General features: G+C 66.8%; 18 protein-coding genes. 12 read left to right on the top strand and 6 right to left on the bottom strand.

Annotated elements, in window-relative coordinates; translation table 11 throughout:
• A complete protein-coding gene (locus tag HCC78_RS03240; RefSeq protein WP_172327305.1) occupies positions 1–885 on the bottom strand; it encodes a LysR substrate-binding domain-containing protein in 885 nt (294 codons plus the stop codon).
• 120 nt (positions 886–1005) lie between these two features.
• Between HCC78_RS03240 and HCC78_RS03235 the strand changes: the two genes are divergently transcribed.
• The 8 genes from HCC78_RS03235 (at position 1006) to HCC78_RS03200 (ending at position 10210) form a co-directional block, all read left to right on the top strand.
• Entirely contained in the window at positions 1006–1212 is a 207-nt protein-coding gene (locus HCC78_RS03235; RefSeq protein WP_172327304.1) for a DUF1127 domain-containing protein, read from the top strand.
• Between the two features lie 169 nt (positions 1213–1381).
• On the top strand, positions 1382–2140 hold the full coding sequence (locus tag HCC78_RS03230) for a Bax inhibitor-1/YccA family protein (protein ID WP_172327303.1): 759 nt from the start codon (positions 1382–1384) through the stop codon (positions 2138–2140).
• A 255-nt stretch (positions 2141–2395) separates the two neighbouring features.
• A complete protein-coding gene (locus HCC78_RS03225) occupies positions 2396–3580 on the top strand; it encodes a site-specific integrase (RefSeq protein ID WP_172327302.1) in 1185 nt (394 codons plus the stop codon).
• Positions 3581–3714: 134 nt separating this feature from the next.
• Positions 3715–5181: a site-specific integrase gene (locus tag HCC78_RS03220; protein ID WP_172327301.1), complete on the top strand. Its 1467-nt coding sequence runs from the start codon at positions 3715–3717 to the stop codon at positions 5179–5181.
• Positions 5174–7288, top strand: coding sequence for a hypothetical protein (locus HCC78_RS03215; RefSeq protein ID WP_172327300.1), 2115 nt, complete (start codon positions 5174–5176; stop codon positions 7286–7288). The genes HCC78_RS03220 and HCC78_RS03215 overlap by 8 nt, the downstream gene beginning before the upstream one ends.
• Positions 7285–7791 carry a hypothetical protein gene (locus HCC78_RS03210; protein WP_172327299.1) on the top strand — a complete coding sequence of 169 codons (507 nt, stop codon included), beginning with the start codon at positions 7285–7287 and terminating at the stop codon, positions 7789–7791. Before HCC78_RS03215 ends, HCC78_RS03210 begins: the two co-directional genes overlap by 4 nt.
• A complete protein-coding gene (locus tag HCC78_RS03205) occupies positions 7788–8171 on the top strand; it encodes a DUF6262 family protein (RefSeq protein WP_172327298.1) in 384 nt (127 codons plus the stop codon). Before HCC78_RS03210 ends, HCC78_RS03205 begins: the two co-directional genes overlap by 4 nt.
• On the top strand, positions 8168–10210 hold the full coding sequence (locus HCC78_RS03200) for an AAA family ATPase (RefSeq protein ID WP_172327297.1): 2043 nt from the start codon (positions 8168–8170) through the stop codon (positions 10208–10210). The genes HCC78_RS03205 and HCC78_RS03200 overlap by 4 nt, the downstream gene beginning before the upstream one ends.
• A gap of 245 nt (positions 10211–10455) precedes the next feature.
• Here the strand turns inward: HCC78_RS03200 and HCC78_RS03195 are convergent, their stop codons facing one another.
• Positions 10456–10827, bottom strand: a complete 372-nt coding sequence (locus HCC78_RS03195) for a transposase (protein WP_172327296.1) — start codon at positions 10825–10827, stop codon at positions 10456–10458.
• 88 nt (positions 10828–10915) lie between these two features.
• On the opposite strand from HCC78_RS03195, the gene HCC78_RS03190 reads away from it, so the two are divergent.
• Both HCC78_RS03190 and HCC78_RS03185 read left to right on the top strand, forming a co-directional pair.
• Positions 10916–11227: a helix-turn-helix domain-containing protein gene (locus HCC78_RS03190; protein WP_172327295.1), complete on the top strand. Its 312-nt coding sequence runs from the start codon at positions 10916–10918 to the stop codon at positions 11225–11227.
• A gap of 28 nt (positions 11228–11255) precedes the next feature.
• Positions 11256–12380: a DUF4268 domain-containing protein gene (locus HCC78_RS03185; protein WP_172327294.1), complete on the top strand. Its 1125-nt coding sequence runs from the start codon at positions 11256–11258 to the stop codon at positions 12378–12380.
• A 147-nt stretch (positions 12381–12527) separates the two neighbouring features.
• Here HCC78_RS03185 and HCC78_RS03180 read toward each other — a convergent pair whose 3' ends face one another.
• The 3 genes from HCC78_RS03180 to HCC78_RS03170 all read right to left on the bottom strand — a co-directional run bounded on the left by HCC78_RS03180 (position 12528) and on the right by HCC78_RS03170 (position 15917).
• Positions 12528–12947 carry a response regulator gene (locus HCC78_RS03180; protein WP_172327293.1) on the bottom strand — a complete coding sequence of 140 codons (420 nt, stop codon included), beginning with the start codon at positions 12945–12947 and terminating at the stop codon, positions 12528–12530.
• Between the two features lie 74 nt (positions 12948–13021).
• Positions 13022–13483 (bottom strand): response regulator, encoded by a 462-nt coding sequence (locus tag HCC78_RS03175; protein ID WP_253949015.1) that lies wholly within the window; start codon positions 13481–13483, stop codon positions 13022–13024.
• Positions 13473–15917, bottom strand: coding sequence for an ATP-binding protein (locus tag HCC78_RS03170; protein WP_172327292.1), 2445 nt, complete (start codon positions 15915–15917; stop codon positions 13473–13475). The genes HCC78_RS03175 and HCC78_RS03170 overlap by 11 nt, the downstream gene beginning before the upstream one ends.
• Positions 15918–15974: 57 nt before the next feature.
• Here HCC78_RS03170 and HCC78_RS03165 point away from each other — a divergent pair, with 57 nt between their 5' ends.
• Complete coding sequence (locus HCC78_RS03165; protein ID WP_172327291.1) at positions 15975–16433, top strand: response regulator; 459 nt, start codon at positions 15975–15977, stop codon at positions 16431–16433.
• 70 nt (positions 16434–16503) lie between these two features.
• On the opposite strand, the gene HCC78_RS03160 is transcribed toward HCC78_RS03165, so the two are convergent.
• Complete coding sequence (locus HCC78_RS03160; protein WP_172327290.1) at positions 16504–16926, bottom strand: response regulator; 423 nt, start codon at positions 16924–16926, stop codon at positions 16504–16506.
• A gap of 495 nt (positions 16927–17421) precedes the next feature.
• On the opposite strand from HCC78_RS03160, the gene HCC78_RS03155 reads away from it, so the two are divergent.
• Positions 17422–17605 (top strand): transposase (locus HCC78_RS03155; RefSeq protein WP_371743772.1); only part of this gene is annotated, 184 nt, incomplete at its 3' end.

The raw sequence follows: 17605 nt of genomic DNA, 5'->3' as shown, positions 1-17605 counted from the left end.
TCATTCCGCAGCGGTGCGCTCCGCGCCGCTGACGGGGGCGCCATAGGCCAGCCGCAGCAGCGCCTGCACCCGCTCCACCGCCGGGCCCGGCGTGCCGTTCCTGCGGTACATGTTGATATGCATCGAAGGCAGCGCGGGAAGCCCGGCGCAATCCGGCACCTCCTCGCAGCCTTCCGGCATCGCGCCGCGCAGCATGACCTGCAGCGCGAAATCCGCCGCGACGCTGGCCTCTACGGTGCGCGAGCTGTCCGCCTCCACCGCCAGGTCCCAGGGAATGCCCTCCGCCTCCAGCGCCGCCTGCACCGGTCCGCGGAACAGGCAGTTCGGCTCGAAGGCCAGCCGCAGCGGCCGGTCGCGCCAGATCCGGGAGTTCTTCGCGCCGATCCAGACCATCGGCAGCGTCGCCAGCGTCTCGGCGCCTTCGGGCCGCGACTCCTGCGTGGTCAGGATGACGTCGCAGCTGCCCTCCTCCAGCTGCTTGAGCAGGCCGCGGGTGAAGGAACTGACCAGGTGCACCTTGACCCGCGGGAACTCAGCGGCAAAGCGCTGCATCACCCCCGGAATGTGCGGATAGACGATGTCATGGGGCACGCCGAGCGTCAGCCGCCCCTCGTAATCCTGGGTGGTCAGCCGGGTGACCGCCTCGTCGTTCAGCTCAAGCATGCGCCGGGCATAGCCGACCAGCTGCTCGCCCGCCGAGGTCAGCGTCACGCTGCGCGCCTGCCGGTTCAGCAGCTGCACGTCGAGCGCCTCTTCCAGCCGCTTCATCTGCATGGAGACCGCCGACTGGGTCAGGTTCAGCACATTCGCGGCGCGCGTGACGCCGCCCAGTTCCGCAATGGTGATCAGCGACCGCAGGGCGGCCAAGTCCAGGACGCGAGACATATCAAACCTCGTGATGCAGTGGGCAACTATCATTCGTTTCCAATATGGGACGGGAAGGAGCATACATCATCTTGCATGATGCGTTCCACAGATTTCATCACAGATCGGAAAGGATGTCCCATGACCGACCAAGCCCTGTCCCAGGCCGCCCGCCCCGGCCGCTTCCCGCGCCTGCCCCGTCCTGCCCGCTTCTTCGCGCTGCGGCGCCAGCGCCGGCAACTGCGGCAGCTCGACGCACATTTGCTGCGCGATCTCGGGCTGACCCGCGCCCAGGCCGAGCGCGAGGCGCAAAAGCCCTTCTGGGACGCGCCGGACTGGTGGAAATGACCAGATTGCCGCGATTTTCCGCGATCGAACCGCCGGTCTGAGAATCCGTCGCAAAATTCCGTTCCCGGCGCCGCATCCGCTTGAAAGCGGCGCCCCGGATGCCTTTATGATTAGCTGAGCCGCGGCCCCGCCCGGGGCCGCAACAGTTTTTCACTCGAGGAGGCAACCTATGGCTGACTACCAGACGATGCGCGGCACCGCCGGGGTCCGCACGGCTGCAATTGACACGGGCCTTAAGGCCCACATGAACAAGGTCTACGGCACCATGTCCGTGGGCATGCTGCTGACCGCGCTGGCGGCCTGGGCCATTTCCGGCCTGGCAGTCGCCACCGATCCCGCGACCGGGCAGCAGGCGCTGACCGGGCTGGGCCAGGCAATCTACGCCAGCCCGCTGAAATGGGTGATCATGTTCGCCCCGCTGGCCTTCGTCTTCGGCCTCTCCGCCGGCATCAACCGCATGTCCGCAGCGACCGCGCAGCTGGTGTTCTACGTCTATGCGGCGGTCATGGGCCTGTCGCTCAGCTCGATCTTCCTGGTCTTCACCGGCGAGTCGATCGCCCAGACCTTCCTGATCACCGCCATCGCCTTCGCCGGTCTCAGCCTCTACGGCTACACCACCAAGAAGGACCTGTCAGGCTTCGGCACCTTCCTGATGATGGGCGTGATCGGCATCCTCGTGGCGTCGATCGTCAACATCTTTCTCGCCTCCTCGGCGCTGTCCTTCGCGATCTCGGTGATCGGCGTGCTGGTCTTCGCGGGCCTGACCGCCTACGACACCCAGCGGATCAAGACCGACTACATCGCGCATGCACAGCATGCCGACCAGGAATGGCTGGGCAAGTCCGCGATCATGGGCGCGCTGTCGCTCTACCTGGACTTCATCAACCTCTTCATGTTCCTCCTCCAGTTCATGGGGAACAGAGAATAAAGCTGTCGCTCTAGCGACACGCTAAGAATGCCCCGCCAAGCCTTAGGTTTGGCGGGGTTTTTTGTGCTTTCGCGATCCGTGGACGCGCACTGCCGCAAGAACGCGGCACCAAATATCTCGCCTTCGAGACTGTAAAGCTTCAGTGGCAACGATTTTCGGAATGCGTGCCGCTCTGTGCCAGAATGCGCAGGTTTGCGCATGGAACAGAGGGCGCATCTGGGAAGTCGCATCGTCCCCGCCATGGGGGCAGACTGCATGGCCGGACATCAGTTGCTTCTGCAAGCCCGCGCCCCCCATGAGTCGAACGTCCTCTTCAGCCTCTATGCGGCCCACCTCCAGGCCATGAGCGTCATGGGCAACACCGCAAGGAAGGAGCTGGAGTCGGCGGCGTTCCTGCTGTCATGGGCGGCCGCCAATGCCCCGGACCTGTGCCTCCGGCTTGCCCGGGGGCAGCCGCCGACCCTGACGCAGTGCCGGGCCTTCGCCGCCTGGCTGAAGGCGCGGTCCGGCATCGGCAGGACGGCGATTGCCCCTGCGGCCGCGGGGACATTCAATGCCACGCTCCGCGGCGCGCGGCGCTTTTCCCAATGGGCATTCTCCGAAGGCAATGCGGGCAACGCCCATGCCATGACCCGTGCCCTTGATGCGCATCGCAGGATCTGGCGGCAGGTCAAGCCGCTCTACGTCGCGAAGGAGGACTTCGCCGAAGACCTGGAAGACGCGGAGATCCGGGAGATCGAGACAGTCCTCGCCCGTGCCGCAGCCAGCGGAGGGCCGGACAGCCGCGTTGCCGCCCGCGACTACCTCATGTGGCGGATGGCGATCGAGTACGGATTGCGCATCGGCGAGATCCTGGCGCTCCGCCTCGAAGACCTGCCATCCCGGACGCAGGATTGGCTGAAGATCGTGCGCATCGAGGGCCGCGGCAACCTGTTCGACCCCCGCGAACCCAGGGCGCCGAAGGTCAAGACTCTCGGCCGCGATCTCGGCTGCTACTTCAGGAATTCGCGCTTCCCGCAGCTCTTCAGCCTCTACCAGTCGAGCCACCGATGGGTCTGGGCCAGCCGGAAGAGCGGCGCCCGGTACCAGAAGACCCGTTTCGCACACCCCTATCTCGTCATCAACGCTACCGACGGCATGCCCCTGTCGATGCAGAGCGCACAGCGGCGCGCGGCCTTCATCCGCGCGGAAACCGTCGTCGATTTCCACTGGCACGCGGCGCGCCACGCGTTCTTCAATCGTGCCTACGTCTTGATGGATGGCATCAAGGATCCGCTCGAGCGCAAGGATAGGCGCGCAGGCCTCGTCTACTGGGGCGGCTGGTCCTCTCCGGACAGTCTCGACATCTATACCGCGACCGCCCGCCGGAACAAGGCGCGCGGCGCCGCCCTCGCCCTCGAGGGGACGGACGGCAAGGCGATCTGGAGCGCAATCGATTGAGCCGCCGGGTCATCACCGACGACCTCCGGTTCAACCCGGAGACGGGGCTCTAACGGCGCGAGGACGGGGCGGAAGTCGCGCTTGCCCATGACGCCGGACGCGACCTGTGGGTCTCGCCGGACGGGGCCGAATACGTGCAGAACCTCAACCGCATCGCGGATCCGGTCTATGTGCGGATCGACGGCGAGGTCTGGCGGACAAGGTTCAACGGAACTGTCTATTCTATCGACTGGAACGCCTTCGACCTGCCCGCATGGCTCCTGCCGGAACTGAAGGCCGTGCTGATCCAGCGCCTTCGGGACCGGTGCCGACGGGAGTTGGCGAATATGGGGGCCTTGCTCGCTGCGCTGCAGCGCACGTCGCCGGCAGCCTTTGACGGGCACGCCGCGCTCGGCAACTTGACCGCGGCCGAGCTGGCAGCCGTGATGCTGGCGCTCCAACCGGTCAGCGCGGAATACGCCGGTTATTTCAGGTCGCTCTACGCCGATCTTGAGCTCATTGGCCATCCCGGATGCACCGAAGAAAAGCTGGAGCAGCTCCGGCAATACAGGCTTTCCGGCAAGACCTCGTTGCCCGATGTGCGCGCATGGGACCCCAGGACCGGCGCGCTGACCACGTCTGAACTCGAGGTCCTGCGCGGCAACCTCCTGCCGCCGCTGCGGCCGGAAACCGACACGGAGCATTTCTGCAGGGTGATGCTGCGCACGCTGGCGGCCCTCGGGCGGCGGCCATCGCAGATGCTTGCCGTGCCGGCCGACGGCATTTGCCGCCGCCCGCAGGCCCCGGGACTGCCCGCGGTCATCTGCGTGCCCGGCGGGAAGGCGCAGCGCAACAGCGCGCCGCGGCCCTACGACCTTCCTGACGATCTCTACGACGACCTGATGCGTTTCGCGGAACGCCCGGCCATCCGGGAGGCGCAGGCGCATTTCGGGCTGTTCTTTCTGACGCCGATGACGGAGCAGACGCGCGTGGCCGGGCCGATGGCTACCACGTCATGCACGAGGCTCCTCCAGGACTGGATCTCCCGGATCGGGATCATCAGTCCGCGGACCGGAAAGCCGCTGCATGTGACGCCGACCCGCCTGCGCCACACCGTCGCCACGCAGCGGGCCCGCAAGGGCTGGTCGAAGGCTGACATCCGCGAATTCCTCGAGCACTCCTCGGATCATGCCGTGGACGCCTATATCGACGCGGTCGGCAACGACATGACGCCCGCGCTCGAGCGCGCCGACCGGGCCCTGGGCGGCGTGTTCTCCGACCTGGCCAGCAGCTTCCAGGGCAAGGTCGTGCCCCGGCCCGCGGGGAAGATCGACAAGCCCGTCATCGTGCCCGACCTGGAGAACCGCGCGATCATCGGGCAATGCGGGAGGACCGGAACCTGTCCCCATAGCCCCTTCGCGGCCTGCCTCGCCGGATGCGCGCATTTCCTTTTCTTCCGCGATGCCGATGTCGGTGCCGTGGAGGATTTCCTGCGCGGCGAGCACGAGCGCTGGCGGCAGGCCGAAGGCAATGCCCAACGCACCCGCATCCAGGACGACTTCGCGCGCATCCATGCAGGCCTCCGGGCGGCCGGGATAGCTGCGGGGATGGAAGATGATTGATCCGGTCCTTCTCCGCGCGCTGAATGCGGTCGCACCCGACCTGCGGCCTGACGCCGGAGCCCTCGAACTTCTGCTGCCGGACGGTACCGGCTTTGCCGATGACGAATGGGAGCTGGGCTCCTGGCATGGGACGGTTGCCCGGCCCCGCAAGGAGACGCTGTCCTTCGGCAAGATCGCCCATCCGGAGATGCGGGACGCCGCGAAGGTCATCATTCTGGAACGGAGACGGAAAAGAGGGATCGGCCCAGTTAGCGCCAGACATTATCTTGCCGCGGCCCGGGCTCTCGGCGACGTTCTGGGCGCACGACCTCTTTCAGGCCTGACCTCCGGCGATGTCCACCGTGCCGAGGCGAAGCTGCTGGTCAAGTCTGACAAGTACTTGAGCGCACTCGCGACGATGGCCGGCGAGCTTCGGCGTCTTTACGGCATTGCCGTGGACTACAAGGCGCCGAAGACGGCGGCCGTCCGCCATGGCACCAGGGGCACCGACGAAGGCCGCTCCGCGAAACTCATCCCGGATGCAGTGCTGATGGACCTGCTCGCGCTTCTGCCGCGCGAGGATATCCCCGATGACGACCGGCTGCTGCTGTCGGCGATCGCGCTGAACCTTGGCTGCGGCTGGCGGGTCAGCGAATTGGCCACGCTCCCCGCGGACTGCCTGTTCCGCGACGAAGGCCAGCTCTATGTCCGCGGCTATCCGGGAAAGGGCGGCAAGATCGCCCCGAAGCTCGTGGCGCCTGCCCTTGCGCCCATGGTGGAGGAGGCGGTTGCCACCATCCTCCGCCTGACCGGGCCCGGCCGCGCGATCGCGAAAGCCTGGCCGCTGGCCGCCGATCCTGACTGGCGCACGGTGCTACGGGACGACACCGCAATCCTGTATTTCGCCCGGAAGCTCCTGCATCGCTGGGGATCGGACCCGGACAACCGGCTGATCAATCCCGACGCCGCCTGGAGCCGGAACCATGGCTGGGTCGATGTCCTGGGAGCACTGGAAAGCTACCCGAATGTCAACCGGGCTGCAGCAGCCTCGGGCTTGAACTGGGAGACATTCGATGCGCTGCGGAAGCAGCAACTTGCCTCCCGCGAGGGACGGATCTGGACGCCTCGGCCAAAGTCCGTGAAGGGCTGGATGCTTGATGCCCGTGTCTGCGATAGGCACAATCTTTTCAGGATGATGGGATTTCATTCAGGGTATAGGCACCACTCACCAGCCATCCGGTCTCTCGTTGCGGAAGCGCTGGAATTCCAGCTCTCCGGCGAGGTCATTCCGCCGCCGCCTTTCGACGCGGAGATCGAGGCGAGGCACGCGCGGGAAAAGCCGGTTCTCCTCTCCGACCGGACCGGAACTCCCCTCCTCTACGTCGAGGATGCGCTGTTCGTCATGCCGCGGTTCTTAATCGGCGCGCATGCCACAAAGACCGACGATTGGCAGCGGCTCACCCCCGAGCACATCATGCAGTGGCTCGGCGGAACAACCGGCCGCGCCTCGGTCTTCGAGCGCTACGGCATCATCGATCCGCGCAGCGGCAAGATCGCGACCTTTACCAGCCATCAGATCCGCCACTGGCTGGAGACCAATCTCCACAAGGGCGGGCTGACCGACGCGCAGATCGCCGCGCTGATGAACCGCCGCAGCACCGCCGGAAACTCGGTCTACAACCAGATGACGAATGCGGAGCGGCGCGAAAAGGTCAGGGAAGGCATCCATGAGGGCGTGATCGGCGGGCTCGTGGCCGGTGTCGTCACCCGCGCCGATGTCACGAGGGAAGAGGCCGAAGACATCCTCGATTCCCGGCTGCGGCAGGTCAACGTGATGCCGCACGGGTTCTGCCTGAAGGATCTGGCGACGGAACCCTGCCCGCATCACATGTCCTGCTTTTCCACCGCCGCCGGAACGGCGGGCGGCGGGACCGCGGCCTGCAGCCACCTGCTGGTGGACCGGACCGACCCGGACCAGATCGCGGCGCTCAGGCGGGAGAATGCCAACGCCAGGGCGATGGTCGAGATGTTCGAGGATGATCCGGAGCTCGGGGACAGCCCGCAGGTTGCCCATTTCAGGACGATCGCCGACACCACCGCGTCCTTCCTGCCGGAGGCTGACCCATGAAGATCCGCTGCGGCTGCGACGGAAAGCTCTGCGCGCGATGGCACCCGAAGATCGAGGCCGCGATGCGCAAGACGGCCGCGAAGGCGCGCAAGGAAGGCCGCGAGTACAAGGCCGACATGACCGCGCTTGCGGGCGACCTCGCCACCTCGCGCCCGACGCTCTACAAGCACGCGGCCTTCGTCGAGGACATGCTGGTCCGCCTGAAGGCGGAGCGCCGCCGCGTCGACGGCGACGCCGCCCGCGCGGCGCTGATGGACAGGATCGAAAGGCTGGAAGCGCAGCGCGACGCGGCGCTTGCCGATGTGATGGACATGCGCCGGAGGGTCGCCCAGGTCTACGCGACGCTCAACAGGGAAGCGCCGCTGCTGGCGGCGCTTGTCGAGGCGCCAATGCGGCGGGAAGGTCTCGATACCGGCACATGCCCGCTCTGCGGCGGCGACGGCACCGGGATGGCGGCCCCCGCCGGCAACGTGGTCCGGCTGAAGCGGGATGACCGGCCATGAGCCGGAAGAAGGGAGCCGCCAATATCGCGGCGCTGCGGCGCTATCTCGACAGCACCGATGTCCTGCCGGCCAAGGACGGCAAGGTGTCCGTGACCGCTGTCGCGGAGGCGGCCGGGATCGACAGGCTGGTGCTCTACCGCAACCCTGTGGCGAAGGCGCTGCTGGAAGAGGCCGCCGCGGCCAGGGAGCTGGCCGCCATCGGGTCCCGCGAGGTGCCACCGGTGGCGGGCAGGGCCGAGCGCCTGCTGGAGACGCGCGTCCGCGAGCTGGAAACGCGCAACGCCGCGCTGGCCGCGGAAAACGCCGATCTCCGCGCCCGGCTCCGCGCATTCGGGCACATGGAGGACCTGCTGACCGGCGGCCGCCGCGTGATCCCGTGAAGCCCTGCATCGTCACGAGGGTCCTCGCGGCCAGTCCCCGTGGCGGCGCGATCTTCCGGGTCGAGACCGAAGGCACATTCCACCGCGTCGTCGCCTCGGGCGCGGTCATGCCGAGAGTGCCAGTCGAGGGCGAGTGCTGGTGGATCTCCGGCACGATCCGCCGCCACCCGGAGCACGGGCCGCAGGTGCATGCCGAAAAGGCGGTGCTGATGCATCCAACCGGCAAGATGCTGCTCGCGTTCCTGAAGGGGCCGCGCTGTCCCGGGATCGGCGCGCAGAAGGCTGCAAAGCTCTGGAACAGCCTGGGAATGGCACTCTACGCCGCTCTCGGCGATCCGGCGGACCCCCGCCTCGAAGACTGCATCGGTCCGGATCTCGCCGGGGTCGCGCGCGAGGCCTGGCGCTGCTACGCGGACGAAACCGCGGCCTTCGAATGGTGCGACCGCAACGGCCTGCCGGTCCGGCTCGCGCAGCGCCTCAGCGCGATCTACGGCGCCGGCCTGTCCGCGAAGATGGAAGAGAACCCGTACCGCCTCCTGGCCTTCGCCAACTGGGACAGCGCGGAGCGTGTCGCGGCGGCGGTGGGCGTGCCGGCCCTCGATCCCCGCCGCCTCGTCGGAGCGGTGGAGGAGGTCCTCTACCGGCGGCTCGACCAGGGGCACACGGCCGTCCGGCGGGCCGAACTGGAACGGCTTGCAGAGCGCCGGCTGAATCACGGCGGCGCCGGTGTCGGCGCCGTCGCCGAGGCCCTGGACCAGGGCGCGCTCGTCCCGGACGGCGGCGATCTGCTTCTTGGCGCCGGGGCGGCCGTCATGGAGCGGTTCGTGGCCCGGCGCCTGATCGCGCCGGAGCCCGGCGCCCAGATGCCCTTGGCGTCGACGCTCTCCGCCGCCGAGATCAACGACATCGTCGACGGCTTCGATGCTGCTTCGGCGCAGCGGCTGACCCCGAGCCAGCGGCAAGCCGTGGCCATGGCCATCTCGGCGCCGGTCAGCGTGCTCACCGGCGGCGCGGGCACCGGCAAGACCACGACGCTGCGGGCCCTGTTCCACGCCGCGGATGCCCTGGCCATTCCGGTCGTGCAGGCCGCGGTCGCGGGCCTCGCCGCGCGCCGCATGGAGGAGGCCACGGGACGGCCGGCGTCGACGCTCCTGAGCCTCTTCGCCCGTCTCCGCGGCGGGGCGAGCCTCGAGGACACCCTCGTCATCATCGACGAGGCCTCGATGCTCGACCTGCCGCTTGCCTACACGCTGCTGCGCCTCTGCGCGCCGACGACGCGGTTCCTCTTCGTGGGCGACGCCGCGCAGCTGCCGCCGATCGGGTTCGGCCTGGTGTTCCATCGCCTGGCCAGATCGGCCGAGGTCCCGCAGGTCATGCTCGCGACGATCCACCGCCAGGCCTCCGCCACCGGGATCCCCGCGGCCTCTGCCGCCATCCGGAGCGGAGACGTCCCCGAGATGGGGCAGTTCGGCGGCGAAGGGACCGGCGTGAGCTTCATCGACTGCCGGACCGGAGACATCCTCCAGAGGCTGCTCGACCTCTCCGCGGCCATCGGCGATGCCCAGATCCTGAGCCCGCTGCGCCGCGGGCCGATCGGGACGGCCACGATCAACGCGGCCTTCAGCGCGGTGCATGGAAGCGGTCCGCGCTCCGGCCGGTTTGCCGCGGGCGAGCCGGTCATCTGGACCGTCAACGACTACGATCTGGGCCTGATGAACGGCAGCCTCGGCCGTGTTGCCGCGGTTTCCGGTCACGGGCTCGATGTCGATTTCGGCACATTCGCCGCGAGCCTCTCTGCCGACCGGATGGAGAACCTGGACCACGCCTACGCCATCACGGTCCACAAGTCGCAGGGCAGCCAGTTCGAGCGGGTCATCCTCCCGTTCGAAGCCAGCCGCATCGCGGATCGCGCGCTCATCTACACTGCGGTGACCCGGGCGCGCCGGCAGGTCATTGTCCTCGGCGATCGCGCCGCCTTCGCCGATGCGATCAAGGCACCTCCGCGCGACCAGCTGCGCGAGTGCGGAGCATGGGGTTGACGGCGGCGGAACCGGCGGATGCTGGCGAGGACGGCGTGTCGCAGACACGGCGGCAGAGGCCGCAGGCCGAGCCGGTTCCGCCGCCGTCAAGCGGCACGACAGGCTCCGCGGGGCGCGGGGACGGAGCGTCAAGCGGATCGCGACCCGCGGCGCGATCCGCAGCGGAGGACCCGGGACAGATCGCAGCGCGATCTGCGCCCCGGACGTGCCGCGACCCCTTGCGGGAGGCTGCGCACCGGCGCCAGTCACTCCGGCAGCGGATAGGTCGTGCGCGCGAAGGCCAGCGCCGCGCGGCGGAGGATGTCGTTCTCGTCGCGCAGGAAAAGGTTCTCCTTGCGCAGGCGGTCCAGCTCATCCGGTTCCCTGACCACCGGAGGCTTGCGGGCAGACATTTTGCCAGGGACCGGTTTCCGCCTTGCGGGAACCTGCGGCGTGTCTTCCGCCCCGCCGGGATATTTCGCGATCCAGCGGTAGAGCGTCGAGTTGCCGATGCCCAGCTCCCGCGCCATCGCAGGGACGGATTTTGTCGAGGCCTTCGCCAGCCGCACCGCCTCACGCTTGTAGGCCTCGTCCGGCCGCATCCGTCTAAGCTGTTCCACAAGTCTCGCCTCGTCCATGCCGGTTCCGTTCCCTCTCCGGTTGCGTCTCACGAATGTCTCTTAAAACCGGTAGAGCTAAAACCGGCAAGAGGCGAATAGCCTGTGGGTGAAGCGAACCGTTCCCTCTCCCCTCCGGCGCATCCTCGCGCGCAACCTGCGCAGCGTCCGCGCGACCCTCGGCTGGTCGCAGGAGCGCCTGGCTGCCGAGGCCAACCTCAACCGCACTTATCTCAGCGCGGTGGAGCGCGAGGAGCAGAACATCTCGCTCGACAACATCCACAAGCTGGCCGCCGCGCTCGATCTCGACGCCTGCCACCTGATCGACGCCGGATCCGACTTCAGCCCGGAGGGCTTGGCGCGGCTGCGGACGGGTTCCCCGCCGGCGCAGGCCGTGCTACCCGGCGATCCGGCCGGGTGAACCGATCCGGCGCCGCGGATGCAGGCCCATGTTCCAGATCGACCCGGCGGGCAACCGCATCGAGCCCCTCCAGCGGCGCAGCTTTCCCGAACTCGGTCTCGGCGAGCGCGCGCATCTGCAGGAATGGATCGCGGGACGTCCCGAGGCTCTCGGCGAGGATCTTCTCGTTCTCGGAAAGGAATTTGCGCTTCCCGGAACGCGGTCCCGCCCGGACCTTCTCGCGCTCGACCGGTGCGGCCGACTGGTGGTCATCGAGACCAAGCGGGGCAAGCCTGGGCGGGATGTCCTCTGGCAGGCGGCCCATTATGCCGCCCATGCCGCGGCGATGGACAGCAAGGCGATCATCTCTGCCCATCAGCGCTATCTCGCCCGGACGGGCGCCAGCGGAGAAGCCCGGGCGCGGATCCGGGACTTCCTGGCTCTTGGCGACGCGCAGCCGCTGAGACTGAACCTGCCCCGAAGCCAGCGCATCATCCTGATCGCAGGCGGCTTCCCGAAGGAACTCGGTGCCGCCGTGCTCTGGCTGCGCGACCAGGGGGTGGCCCTGCAATGCATCCGCGCCACCCCGGTCACCGCGGCCAGCGGCCTGTTTCTCGACCTCGAACAGGTCATTCCCGGCCCGGAGGACGCGGAGTACCGGCCGATGGCCACGCCTTCCCGGGAACCCGAAACACTTCCGGGCAAGCGGGTCTCCGAGGAGACAGCACGACACAGGCGGGACTTCTGGAACTATGTCCTGCCCCGCATGCGCGCCGCGGGCGTGCCGCTTTTCTCTCAGGAGGCTTCATCGAGGGAATCCCATGTCGCGGTGCCCACGGAAATGGCCGGAGTGGAATTCCGGCTGACCGTCGGCCGGAGTTGCGCCAGGGTCGAGTTGCGTCTTGGCCATCAGGACCGAACCCGCAACGATGCGATTTTCCAGCACCTTCGTGCCCGAAAGGCAGAAATCGAAGCCTCCTTCGGCGCCACCCTGAACTGGGGCGCTCCGGCAAACCGCATCGTCAGGACGCTCGCCTATCCTCGCAGTTTCGACACGCGCCGCCGGGAAACCTGGCCCGCCATCTCCCTCTGGCTCATCGAGCATGCGGCCAAGCTTCACCGGGCGACGGAGCAACATCTGGCGGCAGAGCAAGAATTCCTCGCGAAATCCTGAAAGCAGCCGCTCGACCCGCTCCGCAGCATGCTCTCGCTGCCGAACTCACCCTTCGCGCACAGAACAGACCTTCACCGGCGCAGCATTTTGGTGCTGCGGTTGCGGAAAGTCGGCCGATCCTCGGGCCGGACAGGAGCTTGCGGATGGCTAGTGATCGCCGGGGATCCGGACGACGGTCCAGTAGGATTCCAGAAGCCTGAGCAGCGAGCGGAAATCTTCGCCGACACGCGATTTCTCGATCACGCCAGCCACGTTCAGGTCATACGCAGCGGCAATGTCCTCGGATTTGTCAGAGCCGGTCAGGACGAAGCAGACGAGGCTCTGGAACCGCGGATCCGCACGCAAGGTGCGCAGGAATTCGAGGCCTGACATGCGCGGCAACGTCAGGTCGAGAAGCACGATCAACGGAGGGCTGACGCGGCTCCAGGGATGGCAGCCGTTGAGGATTTCGATCGCCTCCATGCCATCTTCCGCCCAGGCGATGCGGTTGGTGATGCGTGCCTTCTGGATCGCCCGGATTACGTTGCGGCCCTGCAAGTCGTCGTCCTCCACCAGCAGGAACTGCACGTCGCGCATGCCCGGCGATGGCGTTTCGCCGTCGTCCGCTGGCTGCGAGAGAGCCGATCCGGTTGCGGAGCGCGTCACTCCGGCATCCGCACGGTGGTCCAATAGTCGTCGATCAGCTGCACAAGCTGGCGGAAGTCCTCTCCGGCCTGCGATTTCACGACATAGCCAGCGACGTTCAGGTCATAGGCGTCGGCGATGTCCTGCTCGCTGCTCGACGTCGTCAGCACGAAGCAGACGAGGCGGCGCAGCTTCGGGTCGGAGCGGATCTCGCGCAGCAGTTCGATGCCGTTCATGCGCGGCATGTTGAGATCGATCAGCAGGATCAGCTTGTGCTCGCCAAGGTTCGCCGCCCAGTCGCCGAGCAAGGTTTCCAGCGCTTCGACGCCATCCTCGACCCGCGTTATCCGGTTGGCGATGCGCGCCTCGCTGAAGGCCCGGATCACGGTCTTGGCCTCGAAATCGTCATCTTCGACCAGCAGGATCTCGGCATCCGCCATTGCTTTGGGGCGTTTTTCGAAAACGTGGTCAGGCGACATTCGCGGTTTCCTCTTCGGGCAGGGGCCATGTGAATTCGAACTCCGTGCCGGTGGCGGCGCCCCCGGAGCGGAGCACAAGTTCGCCGCCGTGGAGGGCGACGTATTTGCGGCAGAGCGACAGACCGATGCCGCTGCCCTCGACCCGGTCCTTGGAGCGCATGGTCTGGAACAGCTCGAAGACGCGCTCGTGGTATTCCGGGGGAATGCCGGGGCCGTCATCACGCACGCAGAAGCGGATGCGGCCGTCTTCGACCCTGGCGTCGAGGTCCACGCGCCCGTCGCGCCGGTCATGGTGCTTGACCGCGTTGCTGACGAGGTTCAGCAGGACGGTCTGCACGGGCAGCTGCCGCACCCGCAGGCCGACGAAGCCATCGGTGAACCGTATACTGAACGTGTCCGGCGTGTCGGTCAGGTCGACGATCTCCTGGGCCAGTTCGGCGCCGGTCACGACCGGGCTGTGCGTCTCGCCCTTCTGGCGGCCGATGCGGGCATGTTCCAGCAGCCCGTCCAAAAGCCGGCCCATGCGCCGGACACGGGAATTCATCATTGCCAGCGTTTCGGCGCTGTCCTCGTCGAGCGTGCCCGCCAGATCCTTCGACAGCCAATCCGTGGCAGTCGTCACTGCGCGCAGCGGGCTCTTCAGGTCGTGGGACACGGCATAGGCGAACCGGTCCAGTTCCTCGTTGGAGGCTTCCAGTGCCTTCAGCGTTTCGTCCCGTTCCCGCTCGGTTTCCATCTTTTCCGAAACATCGCGGATCAGGGCCGCGAAATAGGTCTCGCCGTTCTTCGTGATCTGGCTGACCGACAATTCGATCTCGACATCCGAGCCGTCCTTCCGGCGCGCAGCCTGCACGACTGTCTGGCCGACGCGCTTCGCGTCGCCTGTCCGCAGGAAGTCCCGGACGAGGGTCGCGTGATCCAGGCGCAGTGCCTCCGGCATCAACATCCCTGCGTCCTGGCCAACCAGTTCGGTGTCGGAATAGCCCAGCAGCTCCTTGAGGGCGGCATTCGCCATGGTGATCCGGCCGGAGGCGTCCATGATGCAGATGCCGTCCCGCACGCCGTCGAACAGGTAGTCCAGCCGGGCCTCGCGGGAGGCGAGGTCGGCGACCAGACCACCGAAGCTTCGCGCCAATGCGCCGATTTCATCGCGGCGCGCGGCCGGAAGATCGAGTTTCCGACGGTTGCGACGGGCTTCGGTGATCTCTGACGTCATCGCCAGAAGCGGCCGGAGGCACAAATGGACAAGGCAGGCCGCGGCCGCGAGGGACAGCAGAAGCACTCCGATGCCAACCCGGAGGAACCATCCCCCAAGACTGTCGGCATGGGCAGGCAGGATATCATGATCGACGATCAGCCCCAGCCTCGTGGAGGTGGCCGAAGTCGCCTGCAAAGAAAAGTCGGCTGCCACGGCCACGCGGTCCTGTCCGACATCCAGGCGCATGTCCGTCAGGGCCGTGTCCAGAACCTTGGCGATTGCAGGATCGGCAGGCGGCCCGTCCAAACGCATCGCATGCATTTGCCCGGTCTCGGGGTCGAAGGAGAACCCCCGGCCATCCGACCGTCGTCCAACCACGATGCCCCGCGGCGCCAAGCGGCGCAGGATCGTTTCGAAGCGCAGCTTGGCATCGTAGTTGATGACGAGAAAGCCGAAGCGGGAGCCGTCCCCGGCAAAAACGGGGTAGAGTACCCTCGCCACCGCTGTCCTGGGTTCCGATATCTCGCCATTCTCGCGGTTCAGCGTCGTCGGACTGGTCCAGGATTCGCCTTCCGGCAGCGCGGCGCCCGCAGCGAAATAGAACTCGCCGTTCTTGGCCTGAAGCTGCCCTTGCGGCACGATCATGATCTCGTCGCCGCTGCGGTCGACGCGGACGAGTTCGCTGCCGCGCGCATCATTGGCGATCAGGCGGATCTGGACATAGTCGGGCCGCATCTTGAGGAAGCTGACGAATATTTCGTTCAGCCGTTTCCGCCAGTCTTCGGCAGTGGAGGTTCCGTCCAGCGGATCAGGTTCCGTGCTGCCCGCCGTGCGTGCCAGGCCTTGGATCGGCGGCGTGTTCGCGAGAATGTTCAGATCCGCCTCGGCCCGTTCCTGGGCATCGGCGAATGCCTCCCGGATCAGGTTCAGATCGCTGCGCAGAACCGCCACATGCTGGGCATGATCGGCCACATTGCTGACATGGAGCCCGGCCAGCGACACGACAGTCACCGCGGGGGCGACAAGCAGCGCCGCTCCGGCGATCATCCGGGTCCTGAGGCTGGATGTCCAGCTGACTTGCTTCAAGGGAGTGGTCTCCGCGATCCGGCAGGTTGCGCCCTGACGCTGAACCTCATTGGTGAATCTGCGGTTAAACTTCATTGCCTTGGGCGAAAGCGCGTGCCCGGCGGTCCTTGTTGTTTTGCGCGGCATTGTAGCGGCTTCCCCGGCAGGCATTCAGCCTTCGTTCAGTTTCCGCCGGTAGCACCGGGATGTGTGGCCCGTGGGGGAAAAATGGGGAATTTCATACGCAAACCCGCCATCGCGGGGCAGTTGGCCAGCCGTTGCCTGGTCATCGAGGACGATCCGCTGGACCGGAAGGTCATGGTCCGCCTTCTGAAGGAAAGCGGAGCGCCGGTGGACATCGACACGGTGGATACGATCGTGGCGGCGCGCGAGCGCCTGATCTCCGGTGCCTATGACATCCTCCTGGTGGACCACCACCTGCCGGACGGTTTCGGCGCAGATTTCCTTACAGAATGCAACGCCTCGGGCCTGTTGCGCTGGTCACGGGCCTATCTGTTCACGGTGATGCCGGAACATGCAGCGCGGGAATTGAGGGACCCGGCCTGCCATGCGCTTCTGCTCGACAAGGAGAAGCTGACGCGGGAAGAAATCGGGCGCATCCTTGCGACAGCACTGGCCGCCACAGGTGCTGTCAGCGGGCGGGAAGCGGAGGCGGCTGCCAGATAGGCAATCCTGACTCCTGCTTTCCCGCACGCGCAGAGCGTCGCGGCTTGTCCAGCCTTGATATCTGAGAGTGTCAGGCCGAGCGGGCAGCGAAGACGCTGCGCAGGGTTTCGGTGGTCATTTCGTCCTTGGCGAGGGATTTCGGCATGATCCGCAGATCGTAGGTCTGCTTGATCACGTCCTTCAGGCCACCGGTCAGCACGACGACATTGTTCCAGTTCATCAGCCCGGCATCGACCACCTCGACGGCGAACTCCACACCGGAGCCGTCCGGCAGCCCGTTATCCACGAAGAGCAAGTCGAAGTTCTGGCGCTTCATGCGTTCGCGGGCTTCGGCAATGGTCATGACATGGCAGGTCCGGACTCCTTTGCGGCTTTCCCGTGCGAGACGGCGGAAGACCGCATTGTCGAAATCCTCGTCCTCCACATAGAGGATACTGATCGCCGCATCATCGTCGCATCCGGTCGTGCCGGGCTGGCAGGGCGTGTCGTTCATTGAAGTTGTCTCCGGCAGCTGCTCCGTTGTCGGCAACTGTCGCGGTTGCATGGTTACGGAGAGGTCAACGGCGACCAGGCGAAATAGGTCGAAAGTTAGGAATGGCCGAAGATCGGGGCAGGCGTCCGGTTCCAGGGTCGAGGTTTGACGCTGCCCCAAGACGAACGAAAGGCTTCACCCAAACTCGCGGCACGCGTCGCCTCGCTGCGTTTGCACGATGCGCAGGACTCCGGCCGACAGAAGTGGGGCTCTCTACGGCCTTGCGGCGGCGCGGCAGCTTGGCCATCGCGCCGATGGTTCACAAGCTGTCACCATGCCGGGCCGAAGGACGGAACCTGCCGGTCGCGCCTGACGCCTCGATCGCCCCCCCCTGGCAGCCCTTTGCAGCCGGTCGTCTGAGGCGCGGCATTGGTCGAGGTGCCCCCTCGTGCAGGGTTGTTGTCACCGTCCTTCGATCTGAAACTATGCAGCGAGGCGGGCGGGACAGGATGACGAGTGGCCTATTCACAGGAACGAAAGGCGGCGGTTCTCGCGAAGATGCTGCCGCCGAACAGCACCCCCTTGAACCGGCTGGCGGTTGAAGAGGGGATCTCGCGGGCAACGCTCGCCAAGTGGCGCGCGGAGGCGCGGGCGAAGGGCAAGCTGCTGCCCGAGGCTGACGCGCATGTCGAAGGCTGGA

Source organism: Mangrovicoccus sp. HB161399 (genome assembly GCF_013184745.1).
Classification (GTDB): domain Bacteria; phylum Pseudomonadota; class Alphaproteobacteria; order Rhodobacterales; family Rhodobacteraceae; genus Mangrovicoccus.
Note: the sequence above shows the minus strand (reverse complement) of the source record. Positions and strands in the feature narration are given on the sequence as shown.